Annotated in this window: 14 protein-coding genes and 1 pseudogene; 12 read left to right on the forward strand and 3 right to left on the reverse strand. The window is 65.3% G+C overall.

The genetic code is table 11. The annotated features are described in order from the left end of the window. Positions 1-81: 81 nt before the first annotated feature. From QMA10_RS03965 to QMA10_RS03975, 3 genes are all read left to right on the forward strand, one after another. Positions 82-1,350: a mechanosensitive ion channel domain-containing protein gene (locus QMA10_RS03965; protein WP_290166347.1), complete on the forward strand. Its 1,269-nt coding sequence runs from the start codon at positions 82-84 to the stop codon at positions 1,348-1,350. A gap of 105 nt (positions 1,351-1,455) precedes the next feature. Continuing rightward, positions 1,456-1,767 (forward strand): PRC-barrel domain-containing protein, encoded by a 312-nt coding sequence (locus QMA10_RS03970; protein WP_290166348.1) that lies wholly within the window; start codon positions 1,456-1,458, stop codon positions 1,765-1,767. A gap of 96 nt (positions 1,768-1,863) precedes the next feature. Then, positions 1,864-2,937 carry a YhjD/YihY/BrkB family envelope integrity protein gene (locus QMA10_RS03975; protein WP_290166349.1) on the forward strand — a complete coding sequence of 358 codons (1,074 nt, stop codon included), beginning with the start codon at positions 1,864-1,866 and terminating at the stop codon, positions 2,935-2,937. A 27-nt stretch (positions 2,938-2,964) separates the two neighbouring features. Here the strand turns inward: QMA10_RS03975 and QMA10_RS03980 are convergent. Further along, positions 2,965-4,255, reverse strand: a pseudogene (locus tag QMA10_RS03980) (APC family permease); the annotation flags it as partial. Positions 4,256-4,308: 53 nt separating this feature from the next. Here QMA10_RS03980 and QMA10_RS03985 point away from each other — a divergent pair. Then, positions 4,309-4,668: an FAD-dependent oxidoreductase gene (locus tag QMA10_RS03985; protein ID WP_290166350.1), complete on the forward strand. Its 360-nt coding sequence runs from the start codon at positions 4,309-4,311 to the stop codon at positions 4,666-4,668. Further along, positions 4,650-5,276 (forward strand): NAD(P)/FAD-dependent oxidoreductase, encoded by a 627-nt coding sequence (locus tag QMA10_RS03990; RefSeq protein WP_290166351.1) that lies wholly within the window; start codon positions 4,650-4,652, stop codon positions 5,274-5,276. The genes QMA10_RS03985 and QMA10_RS03990 overlap by 19 nt, the downstream gene beginning before the upstream one ends. On the opposite strand, the gene QMA10_RS03995 is transcribed toward QMA10_RS03990, so the two are convergent. Then, positions 5,242-6,279 carry an NAD-dependent epimerase/dehydratase family protein gene (locus QMA10_RS03995; protein ID WP_290166352.1) on the reverse strand — a complete coding sequence of 346 codons (1,038 nt, stop codon included), beginning with the start codon at positions 6,277-6,279 and terminating at the stop codon, positions 5,242-5,244. The two genes, QMA10_RS03990 and QMA10_RS03995, sit on opposite strands and share 35 nt — an antisense overlap. A gap of 157 nt (positions 6,280-6,436) precedes the next feature. On the opposite strand from QMA10_RS03995, the gene QMA10_RS04000 reads away from it, so the two are divergent. The 6 genes from QMA10_RS04000 (at position 6,437) to QMA10_RS04025 (ending at position 13,007) form a co-directional block, all read left to right on the forward strand. Beyond that, a complete protein-coding gene (locus QMA10_RS04000; RefSeq protein WP_290166353.1) occupies positions 6,437-7,495 on the forward strand; it encodes a glutathione S-transferase C-terminal domain-containing protein in 1,059 nt (352 codons plus the stop codon). Positions 7,496-7,595: 100 nt separating this feature from the next. Continuing rightward, complete coding sequence (locus tag QMA10_RS04005) at positions 7,596-8,684, forward strand: iron chelate uptake ABC transporter family permease subunit (RefSeq protein ID WP_290166355.1); 1,089 nt, start codon at positions 7,596-7,598, stop codon at positions 8,682-8,684. A gap of 68 nt (positions 8,685-8,752) precedes the next feature. Beyond that, a complete protein-coding gene (locus tag QMA10_RS04010; RefSeq protein ID WP_290166471.1) occupies positions 8,753-9,739 on the forward strand; it encodes an iron chelate uptake ABC transporter family permease subunit in 987 nt (328 codons plus the stop codon). Position 9,740: 1 nt separating this feature from the next. Then, entirely contained in the window at positions 9,741-10,652 is a 912-nt protein-coding gene (locus QMA10_RS04015; protein ID WP_290166356.1) for an ABC transporter ATP-binding protein, read from the forward strand. Between the two features lie 74 nt (positions 10,653-10,726). Further along, positions 10,727-11,710, forward strand: a complete 984-nt coding sequence (locus QMA10_RS04020; RefSeq protein WP_290166473.1) for a siderophore-interacting protein — start codon at positions 10,727-10,729, stop codon at positions 11,708-11,710. Positions 11,711-11,897: 187 nt separating this feature from the next. Then, positions 11,898-13,007, forward strand: a complete 1,110-nt coding sequence (locus tag QMA10_RS04025; RefSeq protein ID WP_290166357.1) for a M23 family metallopeptidase — start codon at positions 11,898-11,900, stop codon at positions 13,005-13,007. A 24-nt stretch (positions 13,008-13,031) separates the two neighbouring features. Here QMA10_RS04025 and QMA10_RS04030 read toward each other — a convergent pair whose 3' ends face one another. Beyond that, positions 13,032-13,994, reverse strand: coding sequence for a diacylglycerol kinase family protein (locus tag QMA10_RS04030; RefSeq protein WP_290166358.1), 963 nt, complete (start codon positions 13,992-13,994; stop codon positions 13,032-13,034). Positions 13,995-14,117: 123 nt separating this feature from the next. Here QMA10_RS04030 and QMA10_RS04035 point away from each other — a divergent pair, with 123 nt between their 5' ends. After that, positions 14,118-14,888 carry an SGNH/GDSL hydrolase family protein gene (locus QMA10_RS04035; protein WP_290166359.1) on the forward strand — a complete coding sequence of 257 codons (771 nt, stop codon included), beginning with the start codon at positions 14,118-14,120 and terminating at the stop codon, positions 14,886-14,888. Positions 14,889-14,908: the final 20 nt, after the last annotated feature.

Here is a 14,908-nt window from a genome sequence, read left to right on the forward strand (position 1 = left end):
AAAAAGGGCATCCCGGCACGGCCGGGATGCCCTTTTCTTCGATTGGACAGCACCCCCGGGGGAGCTGACACGATCGAAGGTATGCAAGATGTCCTCTCTGTAGCCTCCAGTCTCAAACCTGTTTTTGCCGTTCTGATCGCGTTGGCCGCAGCCCTGCTGCTGGCGCGGATAGTGCGCGAATCCACCGCCAAGATTTTCCGGCGCGTGCCCAGGATCCGGGAAGTGACGGCGTTGGGACGCAATCCCCTGAGGGTGGTGCTGTCCCTCATCGGCACCCGCATTGCCCTGGGTGCCACCGTGTCGGGCGAACCGTGGTTCCCTCCGGTCAATTACATCCTGACCCTCGCCCTCATTGCCTCGCTGGCCTGGCTTGCCGTGGTCACCCTGCTCATCATCGAAGCAATGCTCCTGAGCAAGTACAAGACCGATACCAAGGACAACCGCCGGATGCGGCGCCTGAAGACGCAGGTAATACTGGGCCGGCGCCTGGGCGTGGCAGCCGTCATCACCGTTGCCGTGGCCTGCGTCCTGCTGACCATTCCCGAGGTGCGGGCACTCGGCGCCGGTATCCTGGCCTCGGCCGGTTTGATCTCCATCGTGGCCGGTCTGGCGGTACAGAGCACGCTGACCAATGTGTTTGCCGGCATGCAGCTCGCCTTCACGGACGCCATCCGGGTGGATGACGTGGTGGTGGTGGAAACCCAGTGGGGAACCATCGAAGAAATCACCATGACGTACGTTGTGGTGCACCTCTGGGATGACCGCCGCCTGATCCTGCCCTCCACCTACTTCACCACCACGCCGTTCGAGAACTGGACGCGGAAGCAGTCCGCCATCCTGGGCACGGTGGAACTGGACCTGGACTGGCGTGCCCCGGTGGGGGACCTGCGCAGCCATCTGAAGGAAACCCTGGCCGGAACCGATCTCTGGGACGGCCGCACCGGCGTTCTGCAGATCACCGACGCAGTCAAAGGACTGGTGCGTGTGCGCATCCTGGTCAGCGCCGCGGACAGCGGAGCCCTGTTTGACCTGCGCTGCCTCGTGCGTGAAGCGATGGTCATTTATCTGCAGGAGCGGCATCCGGGTGCCCTGCCCCGGCGGCGCTTTGAGGAAGTCAAGTCCGCCCGTGCGGGTGTGCAGCTGGACGGGCAGCTGGACGGGCAGCTGGACGGGCAGCCGCACACACGTCCGCTCTCCGGCGGGGACCCCGCGGATACCAGCACCTCGCAGTTCTTTACCGGTTCACTTGAGGCCGTTGACCGCCGGCATTCCTTTGCCGGGCCGGGGCAGGAGGTCTATGAGGAGCGCGGGGAAAGCTCGCCCGGAGATCAGGGAGGCCGCAGCCGCTGATCTTTCCGCCGGCATCCGTTGACAGTCCGGGCGCTTATCTGGCCTGCTGGGATAACCCGCGCTCCGGCGGGACACAACCGGCGGGACATGAGAAGAGGAACGGTTATGGCAGATGAGTTTGTCCTCCACGAACTTCAGGGATCCAATGTCTGGGCCAAAGACGGTGAGCGGCTGGGGCTCGTGGGTCAGGTGCACCTGGACCGGGCCACCGGTGCGCCGGAATGGATCACCGTAGCCCTGGGACTTTTCGAAACCCGGCAGCACTTTGTTCCCCTGGCGGGTGCCCGCCGGGATGAAGATGACATTTACGTCAACTACACCCGGCAGGCTGTGGATGATTCGCCCGAGGTTGATCCCGACGGCGCCCTGAGTCCCGCCGAGGAGACGCTGCTGACGGACTATTACAAACAGTTCTGACATCCCCGGCCCGCTGTCTTTCGCGGCCGTCCCCGCCACTTGGTAGTAAGCTCGCTTACAAACCAATCTGTCATTCAGCGTATCCAGGAGGCCGTTATGGCGCAGCAGGACACAGGGGGCAAGGCGCAAACGGCTCCCAGCCCGGACCACGCGAGCAAGCCGGAGACCCCGGCCGAGGTCACGAAACCAAACTGGAAGTACATTGTCCGCAAGACCATCCGCGAGTTCAGCAAGGATCAGTGCACGGACCTCGCGGCGGCGCTGACGTACTACACGGTCCTGGCTCTTTTCCCGGCGCTGCTGGCGCTGGTGTCGATCCTTGGGTTGGTGGGGCAGGCGGAAAGCACCACCAAAACCATGCTGGAGCTCCTTGGGGAGTTCGCTCCGGGCAGCGCCGTGGAAGTCCTGGAAGGTCCCATCACCCAGCTGACGTCGTCGAGCAGTGCAGGATTCGCCCTGATCGTCGGTATTCTCGGCGCCCTCTGGTCCGCCTCCGGCTATGTCAAAGCCTTTGGGCGGTCCATGAACCGGATCTATGAAGTGGATGAGGGCCGGCCGGCCTGGAAGCTGCTGCCGGCCCAGCTCCTGATCACCCTGGTGCTCGTCCTGCTGGTTGCCGCACTGCTGATGATGCTGGTCCTCAGCGGCCCGATTGCTGAAACTCTGGGCGACTATGTTGGCCTCGGCACCGAGGCTGTCATGATTTGGAACATCGCCAAATGGCCGGTGATGCTGATCTTCGCCGTGCTGCTGGTTGCCATCCTGTACTACGCCACGCCCAACGTGAAGCAGCCCAAGTTCCGCTGGATGAGCATGGGTGCTTTCATCGCGCTGATCGTGCTGGGGATCGTCACCCTGGGCTTCAGTTTCTACGTGGCAAACTTCGGCAACTACAACGCAACCTACGGTGCCATCGGTGGTGTGATCGTCCTTCTGCTGTGGCTGTGGCTGGCAAACGTCTCGCTGCTGTTTGGGGCGGAGTTCGATGCCGAAGTGGAACGCGGACGTGAACTGCAGGCCGGCATCCAGGCTGAAGAGTCAGTCCAGCTGCCCCCGCGCGACACCCGCCAGACGGAGAAGCGCGAGGCGCAGATGGAAGAAGACATCGAGGAGGGCCGCAAGCTCCGCCAGCAGCACGCCGGCAAGGATTACGACGACGACCTCAAGTGAGTCCCTCCCCGCCGTGCCCTTAACTGCCCGGCGCACGAGATACAGCACCCCGCCGATTGCCAGCAGGATTCCGGCCCGCAGCGATACCCATCCCGACTGCTGGGTGAGCAGCAGGATGCAGGAGGCGATGGCAAGGTAGGGCAGTACCAGCGGGGTGCGGAAATGCGGGTGGTCCACGGAGTCCTTCCTCAGCACGATCACTGAAAGATTCGTGCTGAGGAAGACCAGGAGCAGCAGCAGGACCACTGTTTCGGCCAGGGATGCAAGGCCTCCGGTCATGGTCGGCGCCATGGCGACGGCGGTGGTCGCCGCAATCGCCACCCATGGTGTTTTCCGCCGGGGGAGGACTTTGCCGAAGACTGCGGGGAGCAGTCCCTGCTCTGCCATGCCGTAGGTCAGCCGGCTGGACATAATCATGGTCAGAAGGGCTCCATTGGCCACAGCCACGAGCGCAATCAGGCTGAAAATCCAGTCTGGAAGGCCGAAGCCCGTGGCGCTGATGACAGCGGGCAGCGGGCCGCTGGAATTGGCAAGCTTCTCCGTGGGGAGGGCGCTGGATGCGGCAATCCCGATCAGAAGATACACCACTCCGGCGGTGAGCATCGCCCCGAACAGCGCCCGCGGATACACCCGGCTGACGTCCCGGACCTCTTCGGCAACATTGGCCGAAACCTCAAAGCCCACAAAGGAGTAGTAGGCGAGCAGTGAGGCTGCCAGTACCGCCGTTGCCGGGTTGAGTCGGCAGGGAACCGGGTGATCTGTTCGGTATAGCCGTCGCCCCGGCCCACCATCACCGCCACCAGCACAATGACGAGGATCAGGCCGGAAAGTTCGATGACGGTCATGACCACGTTGGTCCGGACCGATTCAGAAATGCCCCGCGCGTTGAGGAGGGCAACGAGCAGCAGGAAGACGACGGCTGCCGGCACCGGCGGGACGTCCAGGAAGACCGAAAGGTAGTCGCCGGTAAAGGCAAGGGCGAGGCCTGCCGCGCTGGTGACGCCGGCCGCGAGCATGCAGAACCCCACCATGAAGGACAGGGCCGGACGTTTGAAGGCACGTTCCGCGAATAATGCCGCCCCGCCGGCCTTGGGGTACTTCGTGACCAGTTCGGCGTAATAGGATGCCGTGAGCAGGGCCAGCAGCAAAGCCGTAGCCAGGGGCACCCAAATGGCTCCGCCCACTTCTCCGGACACTTCGCCCACCAGCGCATAGATGCCGGCCCCGGGACATCGCCGAGGATGAAGAGATACAGCATGGGCCCGGTGATGCCCTGCTTGAGTTTTGAATCGGAACCTCTCTGCGGCGTCGAGGTCATGGAGTAAAACTAAGTGTGCTGACGATTATTGAAAAGTGCGGTAGAAAAGTTTTATGAGCCGATCTTTCCCTGCGTCCGCGGAACACTCAGCGGACATCTTTGATGTGGTCATTATCGGCGGCGGGATGGCCGGGTTAACCGCTGCCACCGTGCTGGGGCGGGCCCGCCGCCGGGTAGCCGTTGTCGATGCGGGCCGGCCCCGGAACGCTCCGGCCGAACAGGTCCACGGTTTCCCGTCCCGGGACGGCATAGCGCCCGGGGAGCTTCTCCGGGCGTGCCGGTCGGACCTGAAGCGCTATGACGTTGAACAGGTGCCCGGGCGGGTTGTCCGGGTGGACAGAGACAGGACAGTCGAGCTTGCCTGCGGCCGGACGCTGCAGGGACGGCATGTGGTGTGCTGGCTACGGGGCTGAGCGACACCGTGCCGGACATTGCCGGAGCCGGCGAACGGTGGGGCCGGGATCTCCTGCACTGTCCCTACTGCCACGGCTGGGAAGTGAAGGACCAGGCGCTGGCCGTCCTGGGAACGGGGCAGCCGTCCGTCCAGCAGTCCATCCTGGTCCGGAGTTTCTCCGCCGAAGTGACACTGATCGTCCATGACGGGCTCGAACTGTCCGGCGATGATGCCCGTTCCCTGCAAGCCATGGGAGTTGACGTGGTTAATGGGACGGCGCAGCGGCTGCTCATCCGCGACGATGTCCTGGATGCAGTGGTCCTCGCGGACGGCCGGGCGGTGCCCTGCCGGGCCCTGTTCTGTGAACCGGCTGCCACGGTGGATCCCCTGCTGGCCAAGATTCCCGGATGCACCCTGGACGCGGACGGCTGCGTGAAAACCGATGAGATCGGCCGGACCGGCGCAGACCGGATCTGGGCCGTAGGCAACGTCACCGATCCCTCCGGCCAGGTGGTGCCGGTGGCCGGTGACGCCTACCGGCTTGCCGTCGCGCTGAACGCGCAGCTGGTGGAGGAAGACACCGTGGAAGCGGTCAGCGCCTGGGGGCAAGCAGCGGCGAGCCTTTGACGCCGTCGCCCTTCGTCATTCCGTCCAGCACGAACCGCAGTGCCTCCACCGAGGTGCGCCGCGGGTTCCAGCCCAGTACTTCCCGCGCACGTGAGGTGTCCATCAGCGGCGCACCGGCAGCCATGTCAATCCAGCCCGGATCGGTGCGCTGCAGGTGCGCGGCCCACGTCAGGCCGACGACGGCGCGGACCAGTTTCAGCGGAATGTTCAGCAGCCGGCGGGCACCGAGCACTCCGGCGAGAAGCTCGGGAGTGATCACCGGATCGGCGGCAATGTTGAAGGCGCCCTCGGCACGCTGGTCCACTACGCGCCAGTAGGCATCGGCCATGTCATCGGCATGGACAATCTGGAACGAGAACTCTTTGGGGAGCGGGATGAGCGGCAGCCGCAGCTTGTTCAGGATGAACTTCGGCACCAGCGGGCCCAGGAAGTAATTGCCGATTTCGGTGCCGGCGTCAGAGGAGAAAATCAGTCCGGGACGCAGCCGGGCCACCGGGATTTCGGGATACTCGCGGACAAACGTGTCCAGCAGCGCTTCCTGCTCGCCCTTGTGCCGGCTGTAGTGGGAGCTGGCGATGCCCCGCGCGGGCCAGGACTCGTCGGTGAGGCGGTCCTTGGGCGCGGGGGAGTAGGCACCCACGGAAGAAGCACAGACAAACTGGCGTACTCCGGCGGCCGCCGCAGCGGCCAGGACATTCTCGGTGCCGTGCACGTTGATGCGGTGCAGCTCCGCCTCGTCACGGTTGGGCTGGATGGCCCAGGCAAGATGAACGACGGCGTCGACGCCCTTGAGTGCCTCTGTCAGCTTTTCCCTGCCCTCACTCGTGGCGATGTCGATGCTGTGCCACTGGACGCCGTCGTAGGGCGGGGTGCCGCCGTCCGGGATCCGCCGGGCGATGCCCACAATTTCCAGACCGTCCGGACGTTCGCTGCGGGCCTGGGCCAGGCGGCGGAGCAGGGCTGTGCCGACGTTTCCGGTTGCTCCGATAACAGCTACTCGCATGTGGCTCATTTCCTCCGCTGTGGTGATCCTGGATATGCAGGCTTTGTACCTCGACTCTACCGGTGAGGCGGGCCGCAGAGCAGGGGGCAGGCGCGGCAGGTTCCAGCGGCTAATGTTGGGTACGAAAACAGGCACACGTACCCGAATGAGGACTTCCATGGCTGAGAACACAGCAACAGACCAGGACGGCGGCTCCGGTTTCAGCACGCGCGGTGCTTATGTCACCGGCGGTACGGAGTACACCCGGGACACCAACTACATCGAAACGCGGATCACGCGCGACGGCCGGGACGGTTACCCGGTGGAAGCCGGCAGGTACCGGCTGATCGCAGCACGCGCGTGCCCCTGGGCCAACCGGACCATCATTGTTCGGCGCCTGCTGGGCCTGGAGGATGCCATTTCGCTGGGCACCCCCGGCCCCACCCACGACGCCCGCAGCTGGACCTTCGACCTGGACCCGGACGGCAAAGATCCGGTGCTGGGGATCGAACGCCTGCAGGAGGCATTCTTCCGCCGCACACCGGGCTACAGCCGCGGCATCACCGTTCCCGCCGTCGTCGACATTCCCAGCGGCGCCGTGGTAACCAACAACTTTCCGCAGATCACCGAAGATTTCTCCACTGAGTGGAAGGACTTCCACCGAGAAGGCGCTCCGGATCTGTTGCCGGCAGAGCACATGGAGGAAATGCGGGCCGTTAACAAGCGCGTCTTCACCGAGATCAACAACGGAGTGTACCGCTGCGGCTTCGCCGGGTCACAGGAGGCCTATGACGCCGCCTATGACCGGCTGTGGGCCGCCATGGACTGGCTGGAGGACCGGCTCTCCCGGCAGCGGTACCTCATCGGAGACACCATCACCGAGGCCGACGTCCGCCTGTTCACCACCCTGGTCCGTTTCGATGCGGTCTACCACGGCCATTTCAAGTGCAACCGGAACAAGCTCAGCGAGATGCCGAACCTCTGGGGCTACGCCCGGGACCTCTTCCAGACGCCCGGCTTTGGGGACACCGTGGACTTTGAGCAGATCAAGGCCCACTACTACATCGTCCATGAGGACATTAATCCCACGGGAATTGTCCCCAAGGGGCCGGATCTGTCCGGGTGGCTCACTGAGCATCACCGGGAGGAGCTGGGCGGCCGGCCGTTCGGAGACGGAACCCCTCCGGGGCCGGTGCGTCCCGGTGAAGAGGTGGCGCCGGGACACGGCGCGCACTAAGTACATCTCCACCCGGGAATAGGGCATGGAAATGTTTCTTAAGGACCGGGACAGTAGGTTAGCCTTACTTAAGATCATTCCGTCTTAAGGAGGTGCCGCGGTGGGCATAAGCGCCAGCACCTCCGCACCGGCACCCGAAACCCTCCCCTCCGCCGGGAGCCAGGGGCAGGTGCCGTCCCGCGCTGCGGTTCCCCGCAACGGCCGCCGGACGGCCCTGCTGGCCGTCTCGGCCGGCGTGCTGGCGCTGGCCTGCCTGGCGTCCGTGGCCTTCGGGGCGCGGGCACTGTCCTTCGGAACCGTACTCGAAGCCCTGACCGCCTATGACCCGGCCAACGGAGACCATGCGGTGGTGGCGTCCAGGATTCCCCGCACCGTCCTGGGCCTGCTGGCAGGAGGCGCGCTGGGACTGGCCGGGGCCGCCATGCAGGGCGTGGCGCGCAATCCGCTCGCGGACCCCGGGATTCTGGGGGTCAACGCCGGAGCGGCTTTCTTTGTTGTGCTCGGCATCTACGGATTCGGCGTTTCCACCTTCCTTGGCTACATCTGGTTTGCCCTGGCCGGCGCTGCGCTGGCCGCTGTCCTTGTATACACGGTGGCAAGCCTTGGCCGGGAAGGCGCCACCCCGGTCAAACTGGCACTCGCCGGGGCTGCCCTGACCGCGGGGCTCAGCTCGCTCATGAGTGCAGTCCTCGTCTCCAGCCAGCAGACGCTGGACATCTTCCGCTTTTGGCAGGCCGGCAGCCTGTCCGGGCGGGGCTGGGACGTCATCAGCGCCGTTGTTCCCTTCCTGGCCGCCGGGGCCCTCATCACGCTGGGCGCCGGACGGGCGCTGAACGGACTGTCCCTCGGGGATGACGTGGCCCGGGGGCTCGGGCAGCGGGTGGGCCTCAGCCGCGGCATCACCGCTCTGGGCGTGGTGCTGCTGTGCGGTGCGGCCACTGCCGCCGTAGGACCGATCGGGTTTGTCGGCCTGGTCATCCCGCACATGGTCAGGTCCTTCACCGGGCCGGACTACCGGTGGATCCTTCCCTTTTCCCTGATCCTGGCCCCGGTGCTGCTGATCACTGCCGACATCATCGGGCGCCTTGCCCTCCCGCCGGGGGAAATACCCGTGGGCGTCATGACCGCCGTCATCGGAGCTCCCGTCTTTATCTGGCTGGTCCGGCGCCGGAAGCAGGCACAGCTGTGAGCGCGCTGCTGGACCGTTCCGCAGCCGGACCGGGAGCCCTTATCGTCCGCGCTGCCCGCCGCCGGTCCCTGAAACGCGGGCGTGCCGTGGCCGCTGTACTGACGGCCGCCGTCGTCGTGCTCTTTGCCGTCAGCATCCTGCTGGGCACCTACACCGTCACCATCCCGGACTTCTTCCGGATACTCGGCGGAGAACAGATCCCCGGCGCCACGTTCATCGTGATGGAGAGCAAGCTGCCGCGCGCCGTCATTGGACTGCTTGTGGGCGCGGCCTTCGGGATTTCGGGCAGTATCTTCCAAACCATGCTGCGCAATCCGCTGGCCAGCCCGGACATTATTGGCATCAGCTACGGAGCCAGCGCCAGCGCCGTGGTGGCCATCGTGGTCTTCGGCGCCGCCGGAACCACCGTTTCCCTGGCCGCCTTGTGCGGAGCCCTGGTGGTAGCGATGGCCATCTACCTGCTCTCCCGGCGCGGCGGTGCGGCCGGCTACCGGCTGATTCTGATCGGTGTGGGTTTTGCGGCCGTGATGCAGGCACTGGTGACCTTCCTGATGACGCGGGCCGATATCCGCACTGCCTCCCAGGTGCTGGTCTGGCTGAATGGTTCGCTGAACTCCAGCAACTGGGACCGTGCCGCTGTTCTGGCGCTGTCCCTGCTGGTGCTGCTGCCCGTGACAGCGGTCCTTGCGCGCCGGCTGCGCGGGTTGGAGCTGGGAGAAGACACAGCGGCGGGACTGGGACTGCGGGTTGAGGCGTCCAAACTGGGGTTGCTGGTTTCGGGGGTGGCGCTGGCTGCCGTGGCCACCGCCGCAGCGGGACCGGTGGCCTTTATCGCCTTTCTCTCCGGCCCCATTGCCCGGCGGCTGCTGGGCGGACGGCACTCACTGACAGTTTCCGCCCTGGTGGGCGCCGTCATAGTGCTGGCCGCAGATTTTGCGGGAGCCAATCTGGTTCCCGGAGTTTCACTGCCCGTGGGCGTGGTGACGGGCGCCCTCGGCGCGCCGTTCCTGCTATGGCTGCTGGTGACTTCCAACCGCGTAGGCCGAGGAGGCTGAGATGGGTAATACCCCCGATTCCCATACCCTGAGCGCCCAGGACCTGGTTCTTTCCTACGGTGAGCGCCTGGTGGTGGACGGCCTGTCGGTTACCCTCCCCGCGGGCCGGATCACGATCATCGTCGGCGCCAATGCGTGCGGCAAGTCCACGCTGCTGCGCGGCCTGTCGCGGCTGCTCAAGCCCGCCGGCGGCACGGTGCTGCTGGGCGGGCGGGACATCCATTCCCGCCCGGCCCGCGAGGTGGCGCGCACGCTGGGCCTGCTGCCCCAGACCCCGGTGGCGCCGGACGGCATCACCGTGGCGGACCTGGTGGGCCGGGGCCGCTATCCGCACCAGGGCTGGTTCCGCCAGTGGACCCCCGGGGATGACGAGGCTGTTGCCGCCGCCCTGGCAGCCACCGGCACGCTGGATCTGGCGGAGCGGAATGTCGATGAGCTCTCCGGCGGCCAGCGCCAGCGGGTGTGGATTGCCATGGCCCTGGCGCAGGAAACCCAAATTCTCCTGCTGGATGAGCCCACAACCTTCCTGGACGTTACCCACCAGATTGAAGTGCTGGATCTGATCACCGACCTGAACCGGCGGGCAGGCACCACCGTGGCAATCGTGTTGCATGACCTGAACCTTGCCGCCCGCTACGCCGACCATTTGATTGCCATGAAGTCCGGTGCCGTCGCCGCGCAGGGCACCCCGGCCGAGGTGGTCACCGAAGACCTGGTCCGTGACGTTTTTGGTCTGGAATCCAAAGTCATTCCCGATCCGGTCTCCGGAACCCCTATGGTGGTTCCCATTGGCCGCCATCATGTGTTGCAGCCGGCTGATGAGGATCCTGCCAGACCGGTGGGCTACCTGCCCAACCCGCACGACACCCACACCGCACGTGAACAGAAATCCCGCCTGGAGGCCGCATCATGACTCAGGTCAGCACCCGCACCGGAGTAACAGAGGCACCCCGCAAAGCACGGCGTGCCTCGGGCGCTGGAGCCGTGATGTGCTTCGACGTCCAGGTGCGGCGGGTCCAGCGCCTGAGCGAAAACTTCCAGCGCATTACCTTTGCGGGTCCGGGTCTTTCCGAGTTTGGGGTCCAGGGGCAAACCCATGATCTGCGGATCAAAGTGGTGGTTCCCTCCGTCGCCGCAGACGGCACCCGGATTCCGCTGCCGGCGTTCGACTGCAGTGATACCGCCTGGTACCGGAACTGGCTGCAGCTGGACTCTGCCGTGCGCGGTTCCATGCGCACTTACACCGTCAGGGCTGCCCGCTGCTCGGCTGCAGAACCGGAGATCGACGTCGATTTCGTCCTGCACTTTGATGAAGAAGGGCGGGGCGGTCCCGCGTCCAGCTGGGCTGCCGCTGCGAAGCCGGGGGACCGGGTCAGTATCATTGGCCCCAACGCCGCCCACTGCGTCACGGCGGAGTCCTATGGCGGGATTGAGTGGCGTCCCGGAATGGCACGGCACATCCTGCTGGCGGGTGACGAAACCGCAGTCCCGGCTATCACCGCCATCCTGGAATCCCTGCCGGCGGACGTCACCGGCCATGCACTGCTGGAAGTTCCCGCGGCCACGGACGAGCAGCAGGTCTCCACGGAATCCTCGGTCCGGGTTACCTGGCTTGCCAGGAGCGGCCGGCCCCACGGGGAGCTGCTGGAAGCCGCTGTCCGGGAGGCTGTGGCGCTTCCCGGCTGGGCCTCCGTGGACGGCGGCCCCGTTCCGCCCGCACGTCCCCTGATCGAAGACGTGAATGTGGATGAGACCATCCTCTGGGAGACACCGCAGCGCCTGGGAGCTGCTGTAGTGAAGGCCACACCCAATCCGGAAACTCCTGCCGGTGCCCTGCCGTTTTATGCATGGATTGCCGGTGAAGCTGCCATGGTCCGCGGCCTGCGCCGATACCTGGTCAGCGAAGCGGGAATTGACCGCAAACAGGTTGCCTTCATGGGCTACTGGCGCGCAGGACGCGCCGAAAGCTAGTTTCCGCACGGCTGCAGCGGCTGTGATCTGCAGCCAGAGGGCATCTGTTATTGCTCACATTTGCTTAATCCCAAAAAACCTTCGCCGGTAAACTGGATTTGTGGGCGGAGGATGGAGAACGTCCTCGCCCGCACTCCCCAGATCTATTGTTCAGTACCCCTTTGCCTGCACTGCAACGAGGTGATGAATGACGAATATCTCAAAGGAGACCATCCGATATTTTTCCGGGCTGAAGGCCCGTGTCCTGGACTGGGCCACTGACAACAGTCCCCGCGAGGAGAAGGTTCCCGCCGCGGTGTCCTCCTTCGCGAAGCAACTGCCCGACAAGCTCCCCCCGGCAGCGTCCGAGCTGGTCAGGAAGCTCCCCGAAAAGCTTCCGCCGGCGGTCAAGGCTGCTGTCCCGAAGCGGGACTGGCTGTCCACTCCGCTGCGCAAGACCGGAGCCTTCGGCGCCGGGGCGGCCCTTGTCCTCGGCGGCGTCGTCGTAGGAACCGCTCAGGCAGTGGAACCCATCGAGGTGCAGCGCACATCGGTGGCATCGGAACTGAATGAGCTGCTGCACGGCAAGTCTGATCCCGAAACCGGAACCACTGCGGGAGTAACAGGACCCGACGACGGTGAGCATGAGGCCAGCGGCGATGAAGCCGGCTCGGCGGATTCTTCCGGTGAAGGCGACAAAGCCGAAAAGGGAGCCGAAGGCGGCGAGGCTCCGGCAGAAGGTGAAGCAGCCAAAGACGGCGCTTCCACGGAGCCGGAACCTGAAGGCGCGGCGGAACAGAAAGCAGGTGACGAGGCTCCGGCGGAAGAGTCCGCCCCGGAATCGGAAGAGCCTGCGGCCGAGGAACCGGCGCCCGAACCTGCACCCGAGCCGGCGCCTGAGCCTGCACCCGAGGAGCCGGCACCGTCGGTACCCCTGGACGACATGTGGGTGACCAACGAGTTCGGCTGGCGGTCCAACGTGAATCCGCTGCTGCCCGCAGGAGCTGCGGAGCTCCATAACGGCATCGACTTCGGGGCCAATACCGGTACCCCCGTGAAGTCCTTCGCCGCCGGTACGGTCACCTACGCGGAATACCACCAGTACGGCGGCCTGCGGGTGGTTATTGACCACGGTAACGGCTTGGAGACCACCTACAACCACCTGAACGAGATCCTCGTCGAGGTGGGACAGCACGTGGACTTCAACCAGCAGATCGGTACGGTAGGCACCACCGGTAACTCCACCGGACCCCACCTGCACTTCGAGATGCTCCGCGACGGTGAGTACATCGATCCGGCGCCCCTGCTGGGTCTCTGACCCGGCAGGCGCCGGAGCGCCGCCCTAGACCTCCGGATCGGTGAGAATGGCCGGATCCTTTGTCCCCTGCGGCATCCGAACCCGCAAAGCGCCGGGGTCGACGCGGAAAGCCACGTGCGAGGCTTGGCCCAGGTGGTCACCGTCAACTTCGAATTCCTGCGGAGTCTGTGTGAAGATCTCAGCTTCCTTGCACTGGTAATACTCCACGGAAGTTCCCCTGCCCTTCCCCCGCCGCAGCAGGCCGGCCACAACACCGAGCCAGCCAAGCCGCCCCTTGGGGGCCATGGTCATGATGTCCAGGAGCCCGTCGTCGATCCTGGCTCCGGGAAAAATCTCCAGACCGCCCATGATCTTTCCGCAGTTGCCGCCCATCACGCTGCGGGGATAGCCGGAGATTTCCTTGCCGCCGTCGAGCCGGATAGTGCTTTTGACCGGCTTGCCGGGCAGGTTTCGGATACCCGCGTCAATATAGGCCAGCCAGCCGACACGGTCCTTGAGTGTGTCGTTTGTGTCGCCCATGAGAGCTGCGTCGTAACCGAGCCCGGCCATGACCAGGAAAACGTCGCCTTTCAGGGCGCGGTCCAGCGTGACATGGACGACGTCGATATTGCGGTCAGCTCCCCCGAGGGCTGCGGCAACCGCGGCCGCCGGATCGTCGACGGCGATGTCCAGATTGCGGGCCAGCAGGTTCCCCGTTCCCAGCGGGATCAACCCCAGCGGCGTGTCAGTGCCCGCCAGTTCCGCGGCAACACAGCGTACCGTCCCGTCGCCTCCGGCGGCGATCACCACGTCCACACCGGCCGCCAGGGCCTCCTTGGCCATGCCGCGTCCCGGATCCTCTTTTGTGGTTTCCAGCCACAGCGGCTGCTCCCAGCCCCGGTCCCGGCAGGCGCTCTCCACCAGGGCGCGGATGTCCACATCGGTCTTCTTGATGGGATTCATGATGACTGCGGCACGCTGGCGCGGTCCGGCTGCTGAGCTGGCCATGGGTTCCTTTGGTTGCTCGCGGTGTGCTGCGAAACGGTCAGGGGTTTGTTCAGAGTCTAATCCGCCCGGGCGCGCGACTGCTGCCGATGCGGAAACTGCCGGGTCAACTTGTAGCCTGTGGGAGTGACTTTTACTTCTCGTTATGTGGCCCTGGGCGATTCATTCACGGAAGGTGTGGGGGACTGGGATGTTTCCCGCCCCAACGGCGTGCGGGGCTGGGCGGACCGCGTCGCCGAGCAGCTGATCCTGGCCGATGATTCGTGGGGCTATGCCAACCTGGCGATCCGCGGCAAGAAGCTGCACCAGGTCCTCGCCGAACAGGTGGATGCCGCCGTCGCACTGAAACCAACCCTGGTGAGCATTTACGCGGGCGGCAATGACATTCTGCGCCCCAAGGTGGACATTGACGCGCTGATGGACTCGTACGACGACGCCGTCGCCAAGCTGCGCGCCTCCGGCACAGCTGTGCTGATGTTCACAGGTTTTGATTCCGGCAGGTCTCCGGTATTCGGTGCCACCCGGGGGCGGACGGCACTGTACAACGAGCTGGTGCGCGAAGTCGCTGACCGCCGCGGTGCCGAGCTCGTGGATTACTGGCGGATGAAGGAGCTGCAGGACGAGAGGTACTGGGACATCGACCGGCTGCACATGGCACCGGCCGGGCACATGCTCACCGCCAAGAAAGTCCTCGAAGTCCTGCGCCGCACCGATGCCATCGATGTTCCGGAGCTGGATGAGCTGCCCGCACGGACCCGGGCCGAGCAGCTGCGGCGTGATGCCCAGTGGGCCAGGGAGTACCTCGGTCCCTGGGTTGGGCGCCGGCTGCGGGGCGTTTCTTCGGGCGACAATCTGGCACCCAAATACCCGCTTCCCGTGCATCTCGAAGCCGCCTGAACAGTCCCTGTGGGGTGTTT

Source organism: Arthrobacter sp. APC 3897 (assembly GCF_030407495.1).
Classification (GTDB): domain Bacteria; phylum Actinomycetota; class Actinomycetes; order Actinomycetales; family Micrococcaceae; genus Arthrobacter_B.